Genomic DNA, 21,734 nt, shown 5'->3' with positions numbered 1-21,734 from the left:
CCCCTTTTCATATGGTTACATGTTCCTAAAATCTTAATTTCTAGCAAACTTTTTTCTAAAGAAAACAAATGCCGCTGTAAGCATTAAAGTAAGGCCTATTACAGTAAAAAGAGTCGTTCCTATACCACCCGTTACCGGAAGAATCCATCCACTTTTATTATTTTCAATCGTCAATTTAACCGTTTGATTATTTTCACTAATCTTTACATCAATGGGGTCTTTTAATAATTGATAAGATGCTTTTGTACCATCTTCTTTTGTATATATTGGTGCTTTCGTTTCAAAAATTTGATAGTCTCCATATGGAATGTTAGACCATTTAATAACACCATTTTCATCTGATACACCTGTTACTTCTTTTCCTGCTACGACAACTATTTTTCCATTATTATCTTTAAGTACAAACTCTGCACCTTTTAATTTATTCTTATTAGCACCATCAATTTTTGTTAACTCAATTATTCCAGTTGTCGGAATAACAACTACGGGTTTAGATTCCTTTTCTCCAATTACATCATTTTTATTTGTAAAATGTATTTTTGCTGTATTTAAAATTTCCGAACCAGATGGTACTCCTTCTTTTACTTGAGATTTAATTTGCAAATGAAATTCTTTTTTACCATCTAATTTTGTGAAATCTTTTACTGTAGCTGTTACTTTTTGACCTTCTATAGCTACCTCTACAATGCTTGCATTTACTTCTGCTCCATCAATTTTCACGATTGGCTTTCCTTGAATCACTAAACGATTATCCAAAGTATCTGTTACCACATATTTTTTGTATTCCTTAATGTCTTCTGGAATTAATATTTTAATATCATAATTATAATTAGTTAACGGATTGATTGGTAACGCTTCCAATTTTCCGTTAATCTTTTTATCAATTATTGGTTCTTCATAGTTTTTCACTTCTAATTTAACTACTGTACCAGAAGTAATAGTTCCATCTTCATTAATTGTTCCGGAGTTCTTAACAAAAAACTCACGTTTAGTTGGATCTATTACATAGCCTTTCGGAGCTTTTGTTTCTTGGAAATAGTATTCTCCATACACCAATCCTTGCACGCGAATATGACCATTAGCATCTGTTGCTAACTCTTTTTTCACTTCTGTACCGTCTTTTTTAAATAAAGAGAATACTGCACCTGCTAATGCTTTTTCATTTAAACCAGTTTTTATTAAATCCACTGCACCACGTTTAATCTCATTTTTTGGATACATGTGAACATCATAGTTTAGCACCTTACCCTCTTTATTCGTTAATGGAATATCCACTGTATACGTATTGGGATTTAGATTCACATGTGGAGGTCCTGCCACTTCTTTCACCTCATAACGTCCTAGCGGAAGATCTTTTAATACAGCTTGTCCGTTATCATCTGTTACTACTTGATTTGGAGTGGCTCCCAATACAGGTTTCACGTCTTCTTTTACGATTTTCCCATCGTTTGAAATTTTTTCAAAAGAAGCAACCCTTTTTACTTCAAACGTTACACCTTTTAATGGTTTCGCATCTTTTGGCACCTCTTGATTTGCAGAACCGTCACCTTCTAGTCCCTGTGCTCCATCTTTTTCTTGTTCATACTTATGAATCGTTAAAGTACCTTTAGATGGTGAATCCGCCTTTACTAATACACTAGACCATGTAGAAAATGTTAAGAAAAACAATAAAAGCACACTAAATATTTTTTTCATTTCTCTTATCCCCTTTACTACTTCTATCATTTTAAAAATCTCTTTATTACTATTACCTTCTTAAAAGCAATAGTGTGCCAAGTATCAGATTTAAACGAATAACATAAAACATAGTCGTCCAACAATCCATTGTTTACAATCACTTATTCACTTTTCTTATCTTCTATTATTACGTTGTCTCTCCACATGATATATGTAATTTTCTCCCCTAAATTACACGTATATCCCTATTTCAAGAATCATTACATTTGTTACATAATAGCTTTCACCGCTAATTTCGACTATTCACTTACTGTCAATCTATTCATTTCTCACTTCCTATCCCTATTTAAAATCCAATCTTAATCATTTTTTAATACATATAAGTAATAACCAACAAATAAGTGTGACGATTCATATTTTACGTTACTGTCCAAAACTATTACCTGTATATTCAAATAATATGTGCTATTCATGTTAAATTATGGTATTATTCTTAGAAGTTTATAACTTTTATTTATATTTTTTATTGATAAAGGTTTTCCGTATCTACTTATGAAAAAGGAATATATGTTTATTTAACTATTACGCATAACTGTAAGGAGGAAGAATATGACTAAAAAACTCAGTCTAGTTGAGATAGAGTACATTTGCAATATGTTTTTTCAATCTTTCGAAATTCCAGTTTGTTTTTTAGATTGTAACAAAAATATTCTTTTAGAATTTAAATCAAAAAATGATTCACATTCGTTATATACATCAAAAATAGAAGAGTTACATATGCTTTTTCAGAGAAATGATACATATAATTCCCCCATCTTCAGAACTCACGAATATCTAGGGCACTTTATTTTAATTCACATAAAGAGCGATTATATGGTGAACGGTACTCTTATTATTGGGCCCTTGACACATGTGAATTCTTCTACAAGTAAAGCGGATAGTAACCTTAATTTTATTCCAAATTATAAAAGAACAAGAGACCATTATTTTTCATTGTCAGTCAAAGATCAAAATTTCTTTGTAAATATAGCGATATTGTTCTATAACATTCTCTATAAAAAAAATTCAGATGTAAGCACCTTTTCAAATAACAGTGACTCACTTCATATAAGTCATAGCAGCATCTTAAACGAAGATGTATATATTTCAATGCAAAAAGACGAATCCATTTATCATAATTTATATATAGAGCAGCAACTACTTAGTTCTATAGAACACGGGGATAAAGAAACCGTACTCAAATATTATTACGAATTCCAACAAGAGACTCTTTCATCTTTATCTTCATTCCATCAATTAAGACGTCATAAAAACATTTGTATTTCATCCATCACGCTCGCTACTAGATATGCGATAAAAGGGGGACTTCCATCTGGGATTGCTTACAAAATTTATGATTTACATATTCAAAGAACAGAAGATTTAAAAGACAAAGAATCTGTTTGGGATTTATTAAAAAATGCTTTTTGTACCTTTGCAGACCGTGTAAAGGCACAAAAAACACAGCAACATTCACAGACTATTGCTATTTGCAAAAACTACATTTTTAAAAATATTTACAATCCAATATCTGTTAAACAACTTGCTAAATTTGCAAATGTGAATTCAGATTATTTATCTATATTATTTAAAAAAGAAGTCGGTATTTCATTAATTGAGTACATTCAACGTGAACGAATCGAAGAAGCAAAGAAATTATTAACTTTCACCACCTATCCTTTATCAGACATATGCGCTTCGCTTAATTTTAGCGATCAAAGTTATTTCACTAAAATTTTTAAAAAATTCACCAATGAAACACCTGGTAAATATCGAAAATCTCATGTTGTCATTTAGAGTGAAACTTCCATTAAAACAAAATGTTTTCAGTAACTCATCAATGGCAGATTAGAAGCACTCCCAGATTCATGAACTATAGGATTTATGCTTTTCCAAACCAAAAAACACGTTACTATTCTTTTATTTTAATGAGAATAGTAACGTGTTTTTTATGTAATGTAATTTTGTAGACAGAACATGATCCAACTACAAATTTTTATAGAAGCCAAATGCACCGCTTAACTACTAAAATCTTATTAAGTAAAAAATCCATATTTTGTTTTACTTACTTTCTACTTTATTTCTTTTGAATAATGAACTCTTTTCTTCAAACGAATGATCCCTACTATTATTTTTGTATCTTTCTAAATTTGCGAACAAAAGTGAGTACTGTGCCTGTAATAATCATCAATATGCCGATTGCTGCACTGTTAGTTGTACTTACACCCGTCTTTGGAAGCTCCTTATATGTATATTCTTTTTTATCGCTATTACTGTTGTTTGAGATATTACTCTTATTTTCCTTATTAGCAAGGCCATTAGCTTTGCTAGTTTCTTTATCTTTCACTAATACTTTTTGTATTGCATTTACCTCATTACCCACGGAATCTCTAACACTATATATTATTTCATAAGTACCAGCTTTAGTTGTATCTATAGTTCCTTCATACGCTACTTTAGAAATAAGGTCACCGTCCTCTTTATCAGTAGCTGATACCCCTACCAATGGATCAAATTGATCACCCTCAGTAATTGAAGTTGTAGCAGGTACTTTTAGTATTGGTTTATCATTTTTTACTTCTTCTCTAACTTTGACCGTTACAGTTTGCTTCGCCGTTACTTCATGACCTTTAGAATCTGTAACCGTGTACGTTAATACGTAAGTACCGGCTTTAGTTGTATCTACTTCACCATCAACTTTGATTTTAGAAGTGAGATCACCGTCTTCTTTATCGATAGCTAATACTTCTGCCATTGGAACAAATGAATCTCCAACATGAATTGTCGCTCCAACAGGCACTATTAATTTAGGTTCTAAATCTGATGTTTCTCCATTTCCCTCTACAATTACAGTCTGTCTAGCCGTTGTATTTCTCCCTTGGGAATCAACGACCAAGTATTCCACAATGTATGTACCTGGTTTTGAAGTATCTACATCGCCTTTATGCTTTACTTTATTTGTTAAATCACCATCTTCTTTATCAACAGCTTTTACATTTCTCATTGGATCAAACGTATCACCTACACGTAGTGTAATCGTAAACGGTACAGTTAACTCTGGAGCTTGGTTTTCTGCTGTTTTTTCGTTCTCTTTCACCGTTCCTGTAATTTTTGCCGCATCAAAAGCATTTTGGACTGCTTGAACTTCAATTGAGTTCGCTCCATATTTATTAGTTGCCACTTTAAGGCATGCCAATTTCAATTCAGAGAAATTAGAAGTCATATTTAATTCATCAGTATTTGCATAATAGAAAATATCAAACATTCTATCTTCACCAATACCATTTACATTTACACCGTTATGAGTACCACCTTGTGCCATTAAATACGCAACTTTATTAATAATACTTGAGTTAAAATGAACGCCTCCATAATCCTCTCCATTTAAATCATTATATTTACTATAATCATCCGGATACGGTAGTCCTTCTGAAAAATTAATTGCAGTTGGATTTTTCATATTACGAAAAATCGATCCAGTTTGTTCTCCTATTGTCCAGTTAAATTCCTCATTATTTATGTATTTCTCTATAGCCGTTCCCATAATATCCGATAATGCCTCGTTAATTGCCCCAGATTCTCCTGAAAATTCAAGGTTAGATTCACTTGATGTAACTGCATGTGTAAATTCATGACCGGCTATATCGAACGCTTTTACCATGGGATCTCCATATAAAAGCATACTAATGTTATTAATATTAGTACTAAATGCATTCTCCCAATTTTCAGGATCATTTGTTCCTCCAGAATCCCATGCATGTACAACTGAAACTACTTTTTTTCCTTTATTATCAAAACTATTACGCTTATATTTTTCTTTATAAAAATCGTATACCTTTGTTGCTAAGAAATGAGCGCTTACCGCCTTTGGATCATTAAATGTTGTTGAAACACTAGTTGCTAGTATACCAGGATAATAACTTTCTTCATTTGTAATATCTCTATAATTTACATCATATGTCTCAATTCCTTGTCCTCTTGTGTAATCAGCAAGCGCATAATTCCCACTGGTCTGTTTAGAAATACCAAATGTACGAGTTACGCCTAAATCATCTTTTCCTGTTCCAGTTAATGATGTAAAATTGCTAGTTTTATTTTCCTTAACGGATTCAACATACTCTTCACTTATTTTCAAACTTGATTCTTGTACCATATCTTTTAACATTTCACCATTATGAGCATTCACTAAATAGGTTCCAGATACATAATTTGGTGTTGTAGCAGCAAATGTAACTTGATATGCATTGCTAGCCTGCCCATGATTTTCATCAACAAAAATAACTGCCTTAACTTCTGGCTCAGAAATAAATTTAGTATCGTTTCCGTACTTTTTATAAATATATTGTTTTGCTTCTTCTTTTGATAAATTAATAGGTTTCTTTAAATCTTCTTGTGTTAAATTTTGTGCGCTAGCTCCTGAAATGCTTTTAATAATACCTTTTTTATCTACGTGAGCAGTCAACTGGTGGCCATATACTTCTTTTCCTTCATATATTTGTTGCATGCGCACAAGTGTAGTTCCATCATAAGAACCACGTTTTTGAAGAACCTTGTAATCTACTCCTGTTTCTGCACTAACTTGTTTTGGAGACAAAGCATGCTCCGTATTTTCCTTAAGTGCATCTTTCACTACATTCTCTGGTGCCTTTTTTGATGGTTGTGTCAGATCACCTGTACGGAACGAATCCTCTTGAATTTCAACTTGCATTTGACCAGGTTCCTCTGCATGCCCTACTCCATATGGTGTTACACTTGTTAAAACGAATCCTGTTGTTAATGCAACTATAGCTATTTCTTTTTTATTTCCCATGATATTTACCTCGTATAAATTTCTATTATTTATATGAAACTGCTAAAATGTATACAATCTATTCCTAACATAAAAAGATGACTTTTGTAATCTACAAAAGCCACCTCTTCAATATGTAATATCCCTAAAATGTTTTTAATACATAATTTCTATACGAACAGAAAAAAGCATTCATTAACGAGCATTTTGCAATACTTTTATTAAGTCATTTATATTTTCAACTTTCTGCTGAAACTGATCAAGTCTGCTATGTAACAATGAAGGATTTTTATCTTCAGTTGAAATAACTTGTTTTAATTCGTTTTCTAATTTATCATACATATCAAAGAAATTATCAAATTCTACACTTACAAGCTCTTCATTTTCGCGATAGAATCTTTTTGCTTCTATATAAGTCATATATGATTTATTTAAAAATCCTAATGAAATTAAATATTTAGAAGTGTTTTCTTGATAAATAGCAATATCACACGCTATTTTAATATCAGAATAAGTCTTTTGAACGAGACAATGCAATTCAAAAATCTTAAACTTTAATCCATTATTCATTTCATCCCCTCCCATCGTATCTATTCTACATAAAATTAGAATATTATACAAAGAAAATTATTAGCATGAAATTGACAATTTAAAAAATAACTTAAGGATAAACAAAATCCCTCTCATTATAAATTATAGTTGCGGAGCATTTACCAACATAACAGCAAAATAAAAAGCGAAAAGAATAAATCTTTCCGCTCTTAGAGTAATAAATACATTTCATATTGCGCTAAAGAATTCTTTTCAAATCCACATTTCTTAAGAAAACCTTCCAGTAAATTATTGTTAGGAAACCCAATTGATAAACTTGATAAATTTAATTCTTCTCTTGCTACTTGTAATAATTTCATCCCAACACCAATATTTCTATAATCTTTGTCTACGAAAATAAAACTAATTTTACCTTGTTTATTTACACATAGAGAGCCTTTTAAGTCATTATCGACATATGCACCATAAAATACATGATTTGTTTTTTTGATATAATCAATATCATTTTGCCAATTTATATGGAAGTTTAACCATTTCTGAATTTCATCTTTAAAAGTTGGAAATTCTAATTGTTTTACTTCAATATCCTTACAATCTTTATTCATTATTTTAGTCAAATCATTTAAATTATAATAAGAAAGATCGTACACTTTTTCATAGCCCAACTTATTATAAAAATGAATCGCTCGGTCATTTCCTACAATGACTTCGAGAAAAAGTTGCTTACATCCATGTTGAATCGCCTCTTCTTTATGCAGTTCAAATAATTTTTGACTCACACCAATACCGCGGTAATTAGGATGAACCGCTAATGTTCCACAGCGCATAGTCTTAATACTTTCATAATCCTTTATACCACCTAGTATTACGCCAACAGGTTTGCCTTCTTCTAAAGCAAGAAAAGAATGTTCTAGCAAATTACCTTCTGGTCCCAAAAAACGTTGTATAAAATCCCCTTTTGAAACTTCCATTTTAATAATGTAATCTGAAAATCCAACTTTAAAAGCTTCATATACTAAATCAATATTTACATCACTACACCTTTTATATTGAATCATATAAAATTGTCCTCCATTTGCTTGTATTAAACTCAACATGTAACCATGTAATAAATTCCATCTATTATTAATTTTATCTCTTAATTTGAAATGAACGGACATTTCCCTACATATAACCCACTATTAATTTGTTTTATAACAAACGGTGCAATATCTCCATTTTGAATTTTAATCCCTGGCATATCCACTAAACTCTCTTTTATATTTCCTATACCATTCCCCTCTATAACAAATGGTAATCTAACGACCGTCCAATCTACATCGCTACTTTGGAGAATTTGTAACTCTTTATATTTATCTTGCATCATTTTTGGTAAAAATAATTTAAACAAGTTAGCCCCCATTTTATTTACAATCCCTTTCTGATCTCCAACAACATTTATAGAGCCACCAGAAATAAGAATATAACGTTTTATTTCATATTCCTTCATTACTTTTAAAATATGCTTTGTAACTGTACTAAAAATATAAGATTCATTTTTCGGTTGACCGACAGCATTAATCACAGCTCTACAACCTTGAAGTAATTCCTGGATTGAAGAAAAATCACGGGCATCTCCAATGATAACCTCTATATTCTCATTATTTATCGGCATATTTTTAGAATTTCTCGTTAATATTTTCACTTGAAATCCCTGTTCTAAGGCTTCATTTATGAGGAATTTCCCGACTTTTCCATTCGCACCCAAAATAGCTATTTTATTTGTAGTTTCCAAGCTTAAAACCCTCTAACTCTCTATTATTTACTACATTAATCTCATAAACACGTAAAAAAGCAATTAAATGCTCACATGCTCTTTCGCATGCTAGCATTTTAAAGATTTTTTGTTCTTCTTTCGTTTTATCATTTGCTTGATCTGAAGCAGCTTTTAAACATAGAAATGGTTTTTTATTTATTTGGCATACATAGGCGAAAGCTGCTATTTCTTGATCAACTGCCAATGCTCCATATACGGTATGGAGTAAATATCTCATTTCCGAACTACGAATACGTTGATCTCCTGATAAAAATGTGCCGAAATGTATTGGATCATATGATCGTATTTTTTTTATTCTTCTTACAAGTGATTTTGTTGTTTCAATAGGTGCTGTTCTACCGTTATATAAATTAAAAACATCTTCCCCTGAGCCAGCTGCAGTAACATCGTGTTGTATTGCGTTTAGTGCCACTACAATATGACCGTTTTTCACCTTGTTTGATAAACTTCCGCATATTCCTGTCATAAACAACTCATCTGGCTGAAACTCACTAATTAACAATTGTACACAACTAGCGCAGCTTACTTTACCGACACCAGTAACAACTGATATAATTTCCAGCTCATTAATAGTATGAAAATGAAATTCCCAAGCTGCTCTTTTTTCAACACGTTCACTCGGATAATGTTGATGCAAATACGTCAGTTCTGGTTCCCATGCAGATACAATTGCAATACGTTTCATTACACGCTTCACTTCCCCTATTGTCATTTAAATAAGTTATCTATACTTTCTCGTTCATAATCTGGAATCCATTCTTTGTATTTCTTATATGAATCTCGTATTATTTCTTTATTCTTCGCAATTACTTCACATCCTCTATCATCATACATAAACATCACAATATCTTTCTTTGCATTTATGAGAAATACATCTGGATAAGAGATTTCTTTTTTTCGTCCAAATCGAAGATACAGATCAGAAAAATCCTCATGATTAGCAGCTTGTATCAGCGGTTCATATTTAATATCTTCCGCAAGACATTTAAAAGAAAATTGATATGTACAATATAAAGTGAAACTTTAATCAGTGGGGGGTCTTACTGCCCGGCAAATAGCGGGATAAATCTGCTTCTTCATCTTCAAATAAAAACGGTAACGTTTCTTATCTTATATGAAATCTTAAATCTCTTTTCTTAATATATTTATTGTATATATTTATTTTCTGTGAAGTTTTTATGTTTTCCTTTTTAAATCTATAAACATTTGTCACTACAAACACTACATCTTCTTTTGAAAATATGTCTTCAAAGTTGAGAAAAGTATTCCATATTTAAATCGTCGGTTCCTTCTACAATTTGATATTTATCTTTTCCGAAATCAAAATGTAAATGATTTTCCCACTGAGAATATAAGTAGGGTCCTAATGTAACTCCTGGAAATGTTTGATTCATATATTCTTTTAATTGCATTTCCTTGTCCTTTCTACTGTACAATTCTTTTTAAATCCCAATATGCTTCTTCTAGCCACGGATGTATAACTTTCAATGTATCTTTCCTTTCCCACAAATATGAAATATATACAAAAGCTGCTTTTTCCAAAGATTTTCCCAATTCTTTTTTTATTTCTATTAAATATGGTGGTGTCCCTTTTTGATCCCATTCTATTTTATCTGCAACAAATAATACTAAATCCATCTTCGTTGCATGTTTACGCAACGTTGTATGGCAACAAATTGCATTTAAAATCTCTTCATCTTCGACTTTAAATATTTCTTTTGCGATTACCCTCGATAATTTTTGATGAATAATCATAGGAAACTTTCTTTCCGCTTCCACTATTTCTACACCAAATTCTTCAGCAACTGCAATCCGCTCCTCGTTTGGAAAAATGCTACTAATATCATGTAAATATCCTGCAATTGCTGCTTTTTCTTTATCTACGTGAAACTTTTCTGCAATCTTTTTTGCCTCATTTGCCACACGAATTGAATGTTTATATGTAAACTCTTTATTATATTTTAGTAGAAAAGCTTTAATATCATTGTCTATTTTTCCAGTTGGAGTAAATGAATATATATCATTACATAACATAGAAAATCCCCCTTATAACTAACTTTCATTATAATGTAGAATCTAAATATCCTTGTTATTTTATATTCGTTATTAATCTTTTTACTCCTTTTTAATACGTTACATGAAATTTTATACATAATCATCGCTACAAGTACATAAATGTTTGATATTATAGTAATGTTGATGATTTGTAAGGAAAGGAACTACACAATGAATAAAAATATATTAATTATTGATGATGATAAAGAAATTGTTGAATTACTTGCTGTTTATTTGCGAAATGAAGGCTATAACATTTATAAAGCTTATGATGGCGATGAAGCATTGCAAAAGGTTTCTACATATGAAGTTGACCTTATGATTTTGGATATTATGATGCCAAAACGAAACGGATTAGAAGTTTGTCAGGAAGTGCGTGAAAATAATACTGTACCAATTCTAATGCTTAGTGCAAAAGCAGAAGATATGGATAAAATATTAGGCCTTATGACAGGTGCTGATGATTATATGATCAAACCATTCAATCCATTAGAATTAGTAGCTAGAGTGAAAGCTTTATTACGAAGATCCTCTTTCCAAAATGCTACTTCGCAAAAGAATGAAGATGGTATTATTCGTATTCGCTCTGTTGAAATACACAAACATAATCATACAGTTAAAGTAAATGGAGAGTACATTAAACTAACCTCTATTGAATTCGATATTTTATATTTACTTGCGAGTAATACAGGAAGAGTATTTAGTTCAGAAGAAATTTTCGAACGCGTTTGGAATGAAGATGGTTATGGTTCAAATAAGACGGTAATGGTCCATATTAGCAACTTACGAGATAAACTTGAAACAGTAATAAATGGAGAAAAATTTATTCATACTGTTTGGGGAGTTGGCTATAAAATTGAGAAATGAAGCATTTGATATATTAAAAGATATTCCTAAATGGAAACTTATTTTTTGGCTTTTATTAGCTATCACACTCACTCCTATTACTGAACTAATTATTTATCGCCTCGTTACGAGTGTAATTGAAAGTTCACTTACTCTAACCGAACTCGGTAAAGAATTCATTCGAATTTTTGGTTATGAAAAGTATAAAGGGATTAAAGAGTCTTTATGGATGATGATTGTATCTTATTTGTTTTTATTTTCTATTTTTTCATCCTATCTTTACATTTTTTATCGTCACGAGAAAAAACTTTATTATGAAACTTGTATAAAAAAAATGATAGAAGAAATTCGTTATATTGCAAATGGAAACTTCAATCATAAAGTTTCTATTGTAAATCATAATTATCTAGAAGAATTAGCAATCGGGGTCAATGAAATTGTTGAACAATTAAAAGTCTCAATTGATGAAGAAAGACAAGCGGAACAAGCAAAAAGTGAACTTATTACAAATGTATCACATGACTTACGCACTCCCCTTACTTCTATAGTTGGATACGTAAATTTAATCCATCATGATAATTATAGAGATGAAGTGGAATTGCGATACTATATTCAAGTCATTTACGATAAAGTAACTCGTCTTAATGCATTAATGAATGACTTGTTCGAATATACACGTGTTCAAAATAAAGAATTAAGCTTGTATTCTGTTCCTATTGATATTGTAGAGTTACTTGGACAATTAACTGTTCAATTCCGCATACAGGTTCAAGAAGCTAATATAGAATGTCGGCCTTCTTTCCCGTCTCAAAAGCTCATGGTATTAGCTGATGGTGACAAATTAGTGCGTGTGTTTGAAAATCTTATTATAAACGCTATCGCTTATGGAAGCGAAGGTCGCTATATTGACCTTACTGCTTATGAAAGTAATAATATGATTACAATTGATATAACAAATTACGGACAACCTATTCCTAGTACGGATTTACCTCATATTTTTGAACGTTTTTATCGCGTTGAGAAATCTCGCTCTACAAACACTGGTGGATCTGGACTTGGATTAGCAATTGCAAAAAGTATAGTCGAATTGCATAAAGGAACAATTGAAGTATATAGTGATGACGAAAAAACAACATTCACTGTAAAACTACTCCCATACAAATGTTAATATTACAAATAAAAAGTTCAATTTCTTACCATATAAGAAATTGAACTTTTTCCATAATTACCCTAAATTTAATAATCCTTTATAATTCTTTAGAAATTCTTTACCTTTTCTTTCTTCCTAATTAAGCATTCCTTTTTACAATACTATTATTGATGTCATAATAGGAGGATCGCTTATGCAATTCTTAAAGAAATTCGCTATTTTATTATTATCTTTTTTTATTACTGCACTTATCGTTTTATATTTTTATCTTTATGTAAATGGTCCGATTATTCAAGCTAAATCAGCTATTTTAATAAATGCTAATTCAGGTGAAATTGTTTATAAAAAAAATGAAGAAACCCCAGTACAATCAGCTGCTTTATCTAAATTAATGACAGAATATATCGTATTGGAGCAACTAAATGATAAAAAGATACAGTTAGATGACTTCGTACAAATAAGTAACGAAGTTTTCCGAGTAGAAACAAGCCCTATACAAGTAACATCGAATGATAAAACAACGGTTCGTGATTTACTTCATGCATTGCTACTGGCAGGGAATAATCGTTCTGCACTCGCTCTAGCTGAACACATTGCTGGAAATGAAGATAACTTTACAGTATTAATGAATAAAAAAGCAAAAGAACTAAAGTTATTACAACCATCTCCATTTCTAAACTCTACTGGAATTAATAATAATACAAATAAACAATCAACTACAACAGCGATAGACGCAGCTAAACTAGCAGCACGATTAGTAAAAGATTTTCCAGATGTATTGAATATTACGAAACTAACCTCTTACCAATTTACCTTCAAAGATTCCCAGGTTTTCAATACGAATAAAATGATATATTCCCTTAATGAAAACATTAAACTTCAAGGTGTTGATGGCTTACAAACTAGTTTTTCAACTAACGGTAATTATAGTTTTGTCAGTACAGCAAAACTTAGAGATACTAGACTAATTTCAGTAATATTAGATGCAGATGAAGAAAACATTTCATTTATTGAAACAAAAAAGTTGCTACAGTATGGTTTTGATCCTTCCTCGTACTCTGCACTCCAAGCTTTTAAAGACGCCCTTACATCTTGGACAATATTGCTTCAGTTTAAAAATTTAATTATACAAACTATAATGATTTTTTTAATCATTACCACCTTAATGTTTTTACATATACGTCAGAAAAAATCCGAGGATTTCAATTAAGAAATCTTCTTATATATATAAAACCGACTTGCGCTTGAGATGCAAGTCGGTTTTTAATTCTATCATCCTCTTCCAATCAAGTTTGCTGAAACTAGTTGCAAGTTTAACTCTCTCGCCCATATAGATAACTGACCAATATGATGAATTTCATATCCCATTACATGTCTTAAAACCTATATTTTTTGAGGCATACATCCATCTCTGTTTCCTTTCGTTGTGTTCGTTTGTTTAGTTTAAATGGGTTAATCTATTAATTCTATTAATTCTATTAATTCTATTAAATCCAACAATTGAACTATTACACTTTAAAGTTCTACTCATATACTATAGTAGATTACTAGAAAGGAGGCTTAACTATGGATAGTTGTGTTGTATTTGTAAACGGACAACCTTTTTTAGTTCTTTCAGTAGCTGGTATTGAAATTGCTAGATTAGAGATTTCCCTTCAAGTAGCATTAGCTCTAAGAGTGCTTGGGATACCAATCTGTGATTAATTACCAAATTAAAAGAAAAAGCGGGCATTAGCCCTCTTTTTCTATTTTTTTAACAACTAACAAAATTTTAATTTTTATATTGTAATGAAAATCCGAAAAATTAACCCATTTTATTCAATAAAAAAGAGCTCCACCCATACCTCATTATCCGTTTCTAAAAAATTAGAATTCGATTAATTACAAGAAAATTTAAATATACGAACGTTACATAAAATACTTGTTAGAATAGCTGTCCCTCACACTATTTATTTCGCCGACGTTATATAATCAAAGCACACAATGATTAACTTTTTATACGGCTTATTTTAAGTGTGCTAGCATTCTAGGCTAGATGATCATGACTGCAAAAAAAACTTCAAGTTCTCGTTTATATAAATCAGATAACGCTTTCACTTTTTGAATTGATTGATAATCTTTAAATTGCGGTTCTCTATCTTCTTATCCTTGAAGAGCACTAATCCAACTATACTCTACATCTACAATATGAAATAATGTTTCTAACATACCCCCAGTTTGCAAAGTAAATCTTCCTCTGAAAGTTGTTCACACCACTTAAACCAATCATCTCTTACTTGCCAATTATATTGAAATAAAGTGTACACATTTATCTCTCTTACTTCAATTATCCACCTAACAGCATCTGTTATACATTTAACCATTGACAATCACTTCTCTTCGGCCAAGTTCCTCTACAGCGTGATTAATTATTTCACTTACAGATAAAGAACCATCCAATATGATATCTGAATTCGGCTTAACAGTATGAATTGCCTCTAAATAAGCTTTTCTCGCATATGTCATGTAATGTTCCAAATCATTATGTATTTCATCTATTGTACCTTCCTTAAAATCTCGCAAAATCCTTCTAGCCATCGCAATATCTAAAGGCGTATCAATAAATATAGTTACATCAATGAATTTTCGCATCTCACTATTTAAGTATGCAAAAGGATAATCTACAATAATATAGTCTAAGGTATTATTTTGTATAAGTTGCTCAATATCATGAATTAATGGTGTTAATACCCACTCGTCATAATTCGCCCCATCATCAATCCATTTACAAATATCAGCAGGAGAGTTATCAAATGTATAACTATCAAAATATAGAGCTTTTGAGTTTTTAAACTTATGCTTTAATCTTTCTGTAATTGTAGTTTTACCTCCCCCCGAAACAGCTGCAATTGAAATTATTTTTGTTTTATTATCCACTATACCCACCAAGCCCCTTTGTTAACATAATATAATTATAAATTACTATTGTTGCTACTTCTTCCATTCATATTCTAACATACTCATTTCCCATAAATTCCAATACGTTTCTCCTACTCTTTTTGACTCTCTTAATAAGCCTTCTTTTACAAACCCTATTTTTTCGTAACATGAAATGGCCGATGTATTAAAATCATACACACCAAGAGTTACTCTATGTAGTTTTAATTCGTCAAAAGCAATATGAAGTACTGCTTTCATCATATGTTTTCCTATAGAACGTCCTCTCATCTTCGTATTACCAACTAATACTTTTCCAATTCTAGCGGACTTATTAATATTATCTATTTGCCCAAGCGAAATATGACCAATAACGTCTGAAGTCTCTTCATCTACCACTTTGAAAGCGAGTGTATTTGCACTTTCTATATACTTCTCTAATTGCTGTTCGTCTAAAGGGAATGTGAATGCATTTCCTGACCATTGTATTAGAAATTCTTCGGAATTAATCCAATTTATTAATTGTTTAAAATCAGATTTTTTAAAACTTTCTAGTTTAATCACTTCCTTGCTCCTTTCGTACATCATGCTTTATAACCTCAAACTTATTTCTATATAAAGAATATATTCTCCTTTTATATAAAATTAAAATAAAGCCATTCATGTGAATGGCTTTACAAAAAAGCAGCATAATTATGCTTTGTTTGCTACATCAATACCATTAAAATCAAAGTCAGCAGTAACCGTTGTAACCGGTGGGAAAATTGCTTCAATTTTGCAAATGGAAATAATTACTCCAACCGATCCAGGAATAGCCGCAAGCCTAACTACATCACAACTTACAGACGAAACAGTACCTACATAAGTACGTCCCTCTGTATTAATTTGAACTGTTCGATTAATTAATTTCTTAAGTTCATCTCTAATTCCTTGTACACAAGAATTATCACATTTCTCATGCTGTTCTTTTTTACACTCTTCGAATACTTCCCAACAATCATCTTGTTTACATGTACACTTCTTTTTACAATTATTAAATCGAGAACCCAATACCTCACCCCCTAATCCTTTCTATTAGTAAAGTATGTCCACTAGCTTAAAAGGGTACGAGGCAAACACATAAAAAGAAAAAAACAAACAATTGTACCAAACTTTCTTTTCATTATTCATTATAAAAACAGACTTCTCCTAATTAAAAGCTTTTTAATGAGCGGCCGTGAATTTAGTCCTACTCCATTTAATGTTTAGACACCACTTTCTAAAACAAACCTTTTTTCTTTTAAATAAGACGCCCCTTAAAAACACACTAGATTTCCCCATTAACTCACATATACATAGACTTTATTTGTGGATTTCCCATTTTTCATTGTGAAATATACATTTAAAAAGCGTACTCGAAAATAAGATATTATTTGTAATCAGAACATTTTCTTCAACAAGTGTTTATTGAAAAATACCATAACTAGTAGTAGTTCTCTCCACTTTCTCTTAAAAATTAGCATAGTTTGTATGAATTCTATATCGAGTAGAAGACACTCTATCATATAAAGATAAAATAGTAGGTTAATAAACAAGCCATTTTTTTATTAAAACATAGAATAATATGAACACTATTGAAAGGAGGTAGAAATAAATGTCCTGGAAAAATGATTGCTGGAGTTCTCAGAAAAAGCATTGTTGTGATGATTGGTGGAAATCTAAAGAAAAGCATCATTGTGATGATAATTGGAGTTCTCAGAAAAAGCATTGTAATGATGATTGGTGGAAATCTAAAGAAAAGTGTCATTGTGATGACGATTGGAGTTCTCAGGAAAAACATTGTAATGATGATTGGTGGAAATCTAAAGAAAAGTGTCATCGTGATGATGATTGGAGTTCTAAACGAAATAAGTGTCGTTGTAAATGTTTCTTTATTTGTTGCCATTGTAAAAGAAAAAATTGGTAATATTTTTAATGTCAACGTAAAGGAAAGAATATGTCTTTTGGAACCAATCGGGCTTTTCCGGAAAGTTGATCCCTCACCTACTTCCTTGCTTTTGCTGAATTTTTAGATGGGGGCATTACTGCCCGGCAAATACTAGAATGTAATATATAAAAAGCTGACTGCTTATAGTCAGCTTTTTATATATTAACACGTAAAGGTTTAAACAGACATATAAGCAGTCACGCTTTGTCATCACCTTGTTGTTGTAAATTAGTATTTCTACATTGAATAGACATTCCATAATATCGTATTTTGATTAAAACTAAAAAACATACTTAACACTAATAGTAAAATTTTTCTTCTTCATCAAATTCACTTCTTTTCTTTTTATAAACATAAAAAAAAGGATCTCTATTTATATAGAGATCCTTTCTAACTTTATAATTTACTAGACTGTAACCCCTGAATAAACGGAACTACTTCAGGATTTACAAGCGATGATAAATCACCTAATTCTTTTCCTAAGTAAGCTGCTTTAATAACACGGCGCATTACTTTAGAATTACGTGTTTTCGGTAAATCTTCTACAACGTGGATGTCTTTAGGACACAACGCTTTTCCAATATGAGAGTTTACTAAACTCATTAATTCTTTCTTTAATTCTCCTGTGAATGTTACATGATCTCTTAACACTACAAAACAATGACAAACTTCACCTTTTACTTCGTCAGGTACACCAATTGCAGCAGCTTCGATTACATCGTTATGTTTCACAAGAATAGATTCATATTCAGCAGGTCCAATACGTTTACCTGCAATATTTAACGTATCGTCTGAACGCCCTGTGATGATATATTGTTCACCATCGTAAATGACCCAGTCACCGTGGACCCATTTATTTTCAAAACGCGACCAATATGTGTTTACGTAACGTTCATCATCTTCCCAGAAGCTTTTCGTCATACCTACCCAGGGTTTCTCTAAGCATAATTCTCCGACTTCATCTCGAATTGGTTTACCTTGATCATCCAGTACGACAGCTGCCATTCCTGGTAAAGATGCGTTAAAACTAATCGGTGCTATTGGCTTAATAAGAACATTACCGAAAATCCCACCAGAGATTTCAGTTCCACCTGAGTAGTTACAGATTGGGACATTTCCTTTTCCAACTGTTTCAAACAGCCACATCCATGGATCAGGATTCCAAGGTTCTCCTGTTGATGCGAATACTTCCAAACTCTTTAAAGAATGTTTATTGACATACTCATCACCTTTTGCCATCAATGCTCGGATTAACGTTGGCGAAATACCTAGATGAGTAATCTCATATTTATCAACTGTCTCCCATAACCGGTCTGCTTCTGGGAAGTCTGGAACACCTTCGTACATAACCATCGTTGCTCCATTAATGAGTGAACCGAATAATAGAAACGGCCCCATCATCCAGCCCATATCAGTTACCCATAATACACGATCACCTTGTTTAATATTCATTCCAAATCCTGCATCAAAAGCTGCTTTCAAAGGAAATCCTGCATGCGTGTGTACTGTTCCTTTCGGCTTACCAGTCGTTCCTGATGTATAAATGAGCATTAATGGATCATCACTTTGCATTTCCTCGGCATGTATGAATGGTTTTTCTTTTTCTAGCGTACTCCACGAAAAATCATAGTTATGTGGTGTAAAATCATTTCCTGCATGACGAACGATAACAACTTTTTCAACAGTTGGGCAATACTCACAAGCTTTATCTACTTCATCTTTTAAAGAAACAATTTTACCGCGACGTGAAAATCCATCTGCGGTAATAATCATTTTTGAACCTGCCGCTTGCACACGTGTCATGACTGCATCAGACGCAAAGCCTGAGAATATTGGTGAAATAATTGCTCCGATTTTCATTACAGCTAGCATCGCAACAACTGTTTCTGGAATCATCGGCATATAAATTGTTACACGGTCACCTTTCTCAATACCCGCGTGTTTCAAACCATTTGCAACACGACTTACCCAGTTGTCAAGCTCTTCATATGTAAATGATTTTGAAGTTCCATTTTCCCCTTCGTACTGAAGTGCTGGCTGTATTCTCGTCTCTTCATCCGCAAGCCAGCGGGATAAAGCTGATTCTACAACGTTACATGTTCCGCCATTATACCACTGTGCAAACGGTGTACCATTTTCTAAATCTAACACGTCTGTATAAGGTTTCATCCATTGATAGCCTACTGCCTTTTCTGCCTCTCCCCAAAACCAAGCTGTTTCCTCGATAGATTTATTATAAAAAGTTTCATAATCTTCATATCCCAATGATTTCATCCAACCATATAAACGTGTTTTTTCCTTGTACTCTTCTGTTGGAAACCAAACTGCTTGTTTCAATGTTTTCCCCTCCTTAACTTTTTGAGCAAGAAAGCCCTAAATAGGGCTTTTAAACTGGATATACAGGATGTTTACGATCCGTGAATACTTGATATTTACTCATATACATTTCGAAACGTCCTTTTAATTCTTCACGTAAATTGTTTGGATGAACAATACCATCAATCACCATCTCTGATGCTAAATGATAAATATCAATATCTTTCTTATACTCTTCACGTTTTTCAGCAATGAAGCTAGCACGCTCTTCTTCTGGTAAAGCTGCAATTTTATTTGCATATACAGCATTAACCGCAGCTTCTGGACCCATTACCGCAATAGAGGCTGTCGGTAATGCCAGGCAACAATCTGGTTCAAATGCTGGACCTGCCATCGCATATAAACCAGCACCATATGCTTTACGAACAACGATAGAAATCTTCGGTACAGTTGCTTCACTCATTGCAGAAATCATTTTTGCACCATGGCGAATAATACCAGCACGCTCTACTTTTGTTCCAATCATAAATCCTGGTACATCCGCAAGGAATAATAATGGAATATGATATGCATCACATAAATTAATAAACTTAGCAGCTTTATCAGCTGAATCATGGAATAATACGCCGCCCTTCATACGCGGCTGATTTGCAATAATACCAACAGGCTTACCATCAATACGTGCTAAGCCTGTAATTAGCTCTTGAGCAAATAATTTTTTCACTTCATAGAAGGAACCTTCATCAATAACTCTATTAATGAGATCTTTCATATTGAAAGGAGCATTTTGATTTTCTGGAATGATTTGTTCTAACGTTTTATCGAATTGTTTCGGTTCTTGAGGTGTAACCAATGGAGTCTTTTCTAAGTAGTTATTTGGAAAATATGAAATGTATTGTCTTGCTTGTGTAATCGCATCTTCTTCTGTCTTGCATAAAACATCTCCGCATCCTGATACAGAGCAATGCATACGAGCTCCGCCCATCTCTTCTAAAGTTACCTTCTCACCGATAACCATCTCAGCCATACGAGGAGATCCTAAATACATAGATGCATTTCCTTCTACCATCATTACAACGTCGCAAAAGGCTGGAATATAGGCACCACCAGCTGCAGAAGGTCCAAATAATAAGCATACTTGAGGAACTTTACCTGATAATTTCACTTGATTATAGAAGATTCTTCCTGCACCACGGCGCCCTGGGAACATTTCTACTTGATCTGTAATGCGCGCTCCAGCAGAGTCGACTAAATAAAATAACGGAACACGTAGTTTTTCAGCTGTTTCTTGAATACGTAAAATCTTTTCAACTGTGCGTGATCCCCATGATCCAGCTTTTACAGTAGAATCATTGGCCATTACACATGCAGTACGACCATGTATTTTACCCGTTGCCGTTACAACGCCGTCCGCAGGTAAGCCTGTTTGTTCACAGTTAGCAAATAATGCATCTTCTACATATTCGCCATTATCAAATAGAAGCGCTAAACGATCTCGAACAAATAATTTTCCTTTTGCTTTATTTTGTTCATGATACTTTGGTGCGCCGCCTTGTTTAATCGTTTCAACTCGTTCTTCAAATGAATTAGATTGTTGTTTTTGATCTAACAT

Annotated in this window: 18 protein-coding genes and 3 pseudogenes; 6 read left to right on the top strand and 15 right to left on the bottom strand. The window is 32.2% G+C overall.

All coding sequences use genetic code 11. The features are described 5' to 3' along the window. Positions 1–33: 33 nt before the first annotated feature. Positions 34–1,695, bottom strand: a complete 1,662-nt coding sequence (locus tag MR136_RS22240; protein ID WP_078421586.1) for a SpaA isopeptide-forming pilin-related protein — start codon at positions 1,693–1,695, stop codon at positions 34–36. Between the two features lie 591 nt (positions 1,696–2,286). On the opposite strand from MR136_RS22240, the gene MR136_RS22235 reads away from it, so the two are divergent. After that, positions 2,287–3,513: a helix-turn-helix domain-containing protein gene (locus MR136_RS22235; protein WP_139365899.1), complete on the top strand. Its 1,227-nt coding sequence runs from the start codon at positions 2,287–2,289 to the stop codon at positions 3,511–3,513. A gap of 331 nt (positions 3,514–3,844) precedes the next feature. On the opposite strand, the gene MR136_RS22230 is transcribed toward MR136_RS22235, so the two are convergent. The 7 genes and pseudogenes from MR136_RS22230 to yqeK form a co-directional block, all read right to left on the bottom strand. Continuing rightward, positions 3,845–6,526, bottom strand: a complete 2,682-nt coding sequence (locus MR136_RS22230) for a M4 family metallopeptidase (protein ID WP_078421587.1) — start codon at positions 6,524–6,526, stop codon at positions 3,845–3,847. A gap of 174 nt (positions 6,527–6,700) precedes the next feature. Beyond that, a complete protein-coding gene (locus MR136_RS22225) occupies positions 6,701–7,075 on the bottom strand; it encodes a hypothetical protein (RefSeq protein ID WP_001059022.1) in 375 nt (124 codons plus the stop codon). A 191-nt stretch (positions 7,076–7,266) separates the two neighbouring features. After that, positions 7,267–8,115 (bottom strand): GNAT family N-acetyltransferase, encoded by an 849-nt coding sequence (locus tag MR136_RS22220; RefSeq protein ID WP_000617038.1) that lies wholly within the window; start codon positions 8,113–8,115, stop codon positions 7,267–7,269. 80 nt (positions 8,116–8,195) lie between these two features. Further along, on the bottom strand, positions 8,196–8,831 hold the full coding sequence (locus MR136_RS22215; RefSeq protein ID WP_063536403.1) for an SDR family oxidoreductase: 636 nt from the start codon (positions 8,829–8,831) through the stop codon (positions 8,196–8,198). Next, positions 8,815–9,585: a phosphorylase family protein gene (locus MR136_RS22210; RefSeq protein ID WP_139365900.1), complete on the bottom strand. Its 771-nt coding sequence runs from the start codon at positions 9,583–9,585 to the stop codon at positions 8,815–8,817. Before MR136_RS22210 ends, MR136_RS22215 begins: the two co-directional genes overlap by 17 nt. Next, positions 9,582–10,285, bottom strand: a pseudogene (locus MR136_RS22205) (DUF3885 domain-containing protein). Before MR136_RS22205 ends, MR136_RS22210 begins: the two are co-directional and overlap by 4 nt. Before the next feature lie 13 nt (positions 10,286–10,298). Continuing rightward, the gene (gene yqeK, locus MR136_RS22200; RefSeq protein WP_078421589.1) at positions 10,299–10,907 is read right to left on the bottom strand and encodes a bis(5'-nucleosyl)-tetraphosphatase (symmetrical) YqeK; all 609 of its coding nucleotides are present in this window, start codon (positions 10,905–10,907) and stop codon (positions 10,299–10,301) included. A gap of 192 nt (positions 10,908–11,099) precedes the next feature. On the opposite strand from yqeK, the gene MR136_RS22195 reads away from it, so the two are divergent. From MR136_RS22195 to MR136_RS22185, 3 genes are all read left to right on the top strand, one after another. Then, positions 11,100–11,795 carry a response regulator transcription factor gene (locus MR136_RS22195; protein WP_001038807.1) on the top strand — a complete coding sequence of 232 codons (696 nt, stop codon included), beginning with the start codon at positions 11,100–11,102 and terminating at the stop codon, positions 11,793–11,795. Beyond that, on the top strand, positions 11,785–12,942 hold the full coding sequence (locus tag MR136_RS22190) for a sensor histidine kinase (protein WP_001243312.1): 1,158 nt from the start codon (positions 11,785–11,787) through the stop codon (positions 12,940–12,942). The genes MR136_RS22195 and MR136_RS22190 overlap by 11 nt, the downstream gene beginning before the upstream one ends. A gap of 175 nt (positions 12,943–13,117) precedes the next feature. After that, positions 13,118–14,134: a D-alanyl-D-alanine carboxypeptidase family protein gene (locus tag MR136_RS22185; protein ID WP_078421590.1), complete on the top strand. Its 1,017-nt coding sequence runs from the start codon at positions 13,118–13,120 to the stop codon at positions 14,132–14,134. A 62-nt stretch (positions 14,135–14,196) separates the two neighbouring features. Here MR136_RS22185 and MR136_RS28780 read toward each other — a convergent pair. Then, positions 14,197–14,307 (bottom strand): annotated as a pseudogene (locus MR136_RS28780) (DinB family protein); the annotation flags it as partial. Positions 14,308–14,490: 183 nt separating this feature from the next. Here MR136_RS28780 and MR136_RS22175 point away from each other — a divergent pair. After that, positions 14,491–14,628, top strand: a complete 138-nt coding sequence (locus tag MR136_RS22175) for a DUF3956 domain-containing protein (RefSeq protein WP_000376554.1) — start codon at positions 14,491–14,493, stop codon at positions 14,626–14,628. Between the two features lie 339 nt (positions 14,629–14,967). Here MR136_RS22175 and MR136_RS22170 read toward each other — a convergent pair. From MR136_RS22170 to MR136_RS22155, 4 genes and pseudogenes are all read right to left on the bottom strand, one after another. Next, positions 14,968–15,230: pseudogene (locus MR136_RS22170) on the bottom strand (DinB family protein); the annotation flags it as partial. A 49-nt stretch (positions 15,231–15,279) separates the two neighbouring features. Continuing rightward, on the bottom strand, positions 15,280–15,849 hold the full coding sequence (locus MR136_RS22165; protein WP_000513268.1) for a nucleoside/nucleotide kinase family protein: 570 nt from the start codon (positions 15,847–15,849) through the stop codon (positions 15,280–15,282). 45 nt (positions 15,850–15,894) lie between these two features. Beyond that, positions 15,895–16,428 carry a GNAT family N-acetyltransferase gene (locus MR136_RS22160; protein WP_000990082.1) on the bottom strand — a complete coding sequence of 178 codons (534 nt, stop codon included), beginning with the start codon at positions 16,426–16,428 and terminating at the stop codon, positions 15,895–15,897. A gap of 105 nt (positions 16,429–16,533) precedes the next feature. Further along, entirely contained in the window at positions 16,534–16,890 is a 357-nt protein-coding gene (locus MR136_RS22155; RefSeq protein ID WP_000535577.1) for a hypothetical protein, read from the bottom strand. A 563-nt stretch (positions 16,891–17,453) separates the two neighbouring features. On the opposite strand from MR136_RS22155, the gene MR136_RS22150 reads away from it, so the two are divergent. Next, positions 17,454–17,891, top strand: coding sequence for a hypothetical protein (locus MR136_RS22150; RefSeq protein WP_170879447.1), 438 nt, complete (start codon positions 17,454–17,456; stop codon positions 17,889–17,891). Positions 17,892–18,202: 311 nt separating this feature from the next. Here the strand turns inward: MR136_RS22150 and MR136_RS22145 are convergent, their stop codons facing one another. Both MR136_RS22145 and MR136_RS22140 read right to left on the bottom strand, forming a co-directional pair. After that, on the bottom strand, positions 18,203–20,143 hold the full coding sequence (locus MR136_RS22145; RefSeq protein ID WP_017673448.1) for an AMP-binding protein: 1,941 nt from the start codon (positions 20,141–20,143) through the stop codon (positions 18,203–18,205). A 49-nt stretch (positions 20,144–20,192) separates the two neighbouring features. Beyond that, entirely contained in the window at positions 20,193–21,734 is a 1,542-nt protein-coding gene (locus tag MR136_RS22140; protein ID WP_000886744.1) for an acyl-CoA carboxylase subunit beta, read from the bottom strand.

The sequence above is a fragment of the Bacillus cereus group sp. BfR-BA-01311 genome (assembly GCF_022664295.1).
Classification (GTDB): domain Bacteria; phylum Bacillota; class Bacilli; order Bacillales; family Bacillaceae_G; genus Bacillus_A; species Bacillus_A cereus.
The sequence above is the reverse complement of the archived record's forward strand: the minus strand, read 5'-3'. Positions and strand labels throughout refer to the sequence as shown.

Excerpts from the sequence above, each read along its gene's own strand:
- MR136_RS22240 (WP_078421586.1), bottom strand. The coding sequence starts at position 1,695 with ATGAAAAAAATATTTAGTGTGCTTTTATTGTTTTTCTTAACATTTTCT.
- MR136_RS22235 (WP_139365899.1), top strand. The coding sequence starts at position 2,287 with ATGACTAAAAAACTCAGTCTAGTTGAGATAGAGTACATTTGCAATATG.
- MR136_RS22230 (WP_078421587.1), bottom strand. The coding sequence starts at position 6,526 with ATGGGAAATAAAAAAGAAATAGCTATAGTTGCATTAACAACAGGATTC.
- MR136_RS22225 (WP_001059022.1), bottom strand. The coding sequence starts at position 7,075 with ATGAATAATGGATTAAAGTTTAAGATTTTTGAATTGCATTGTCTCGTT.
- MR136_RS22220 (WP_000617038.1), bottom strand. The coding sequence starts at position 8,115 with ATGATTCAATATAAAAGGTGTAGTGATGTAAATATTGATTTAGTATAT.
- MR136_RS22210 (WP_139365900.1), bottom strand. The coding sequence starts at position 9,585 with ATGACAATAGGGGAAGTGAAGCGTGTAATGAAACGTATTGCAATTGTA.
- yqeK (WP_078421589.1), bottom strand. The coding sequence starts at position 10,907 with ATGTTATGTAATGATATATATTCATTTACTCCAACTGGAAAAATAGAC.
- MR136_RS22195 (WP_001038807.1), top strand. The coding sequence starts at position 11,100 with ATGAATAAAAATATATTAATTATTGATGATGATAAAGAAATTGTTGAA.
- MR136_RS22185 (WP_078421590.1), top strand. The coding sequence starts at position 13,118 with ATGCAATTCTTAAAGAAATTCGCTATTTTATTATTATCTTTTTTTATT.
- MR136_RS22175 (WP_000376554.1), top strand. The coding sequence starts at position 14,491 with ATGGATAGTTGTGTTGTATTTGTAAACGGACAACCTTTTTTAGTTCTT.
- MR136_RS22160 (WP_000990082.1), bottom strand. The coding sequence starts at position 16,428 with ATGATGTACGAAAGGAGCAAGGAAGTGATTAAACTAGAAAGTTTTAAA.
- MR136_RS22140 (WP_000886744.1), bottom strand. The coding sequence starts at position 21,734 with ATGTTAGATCAAAAACAACAATCTAATTCATTTGAAGAACGAGTTGAA.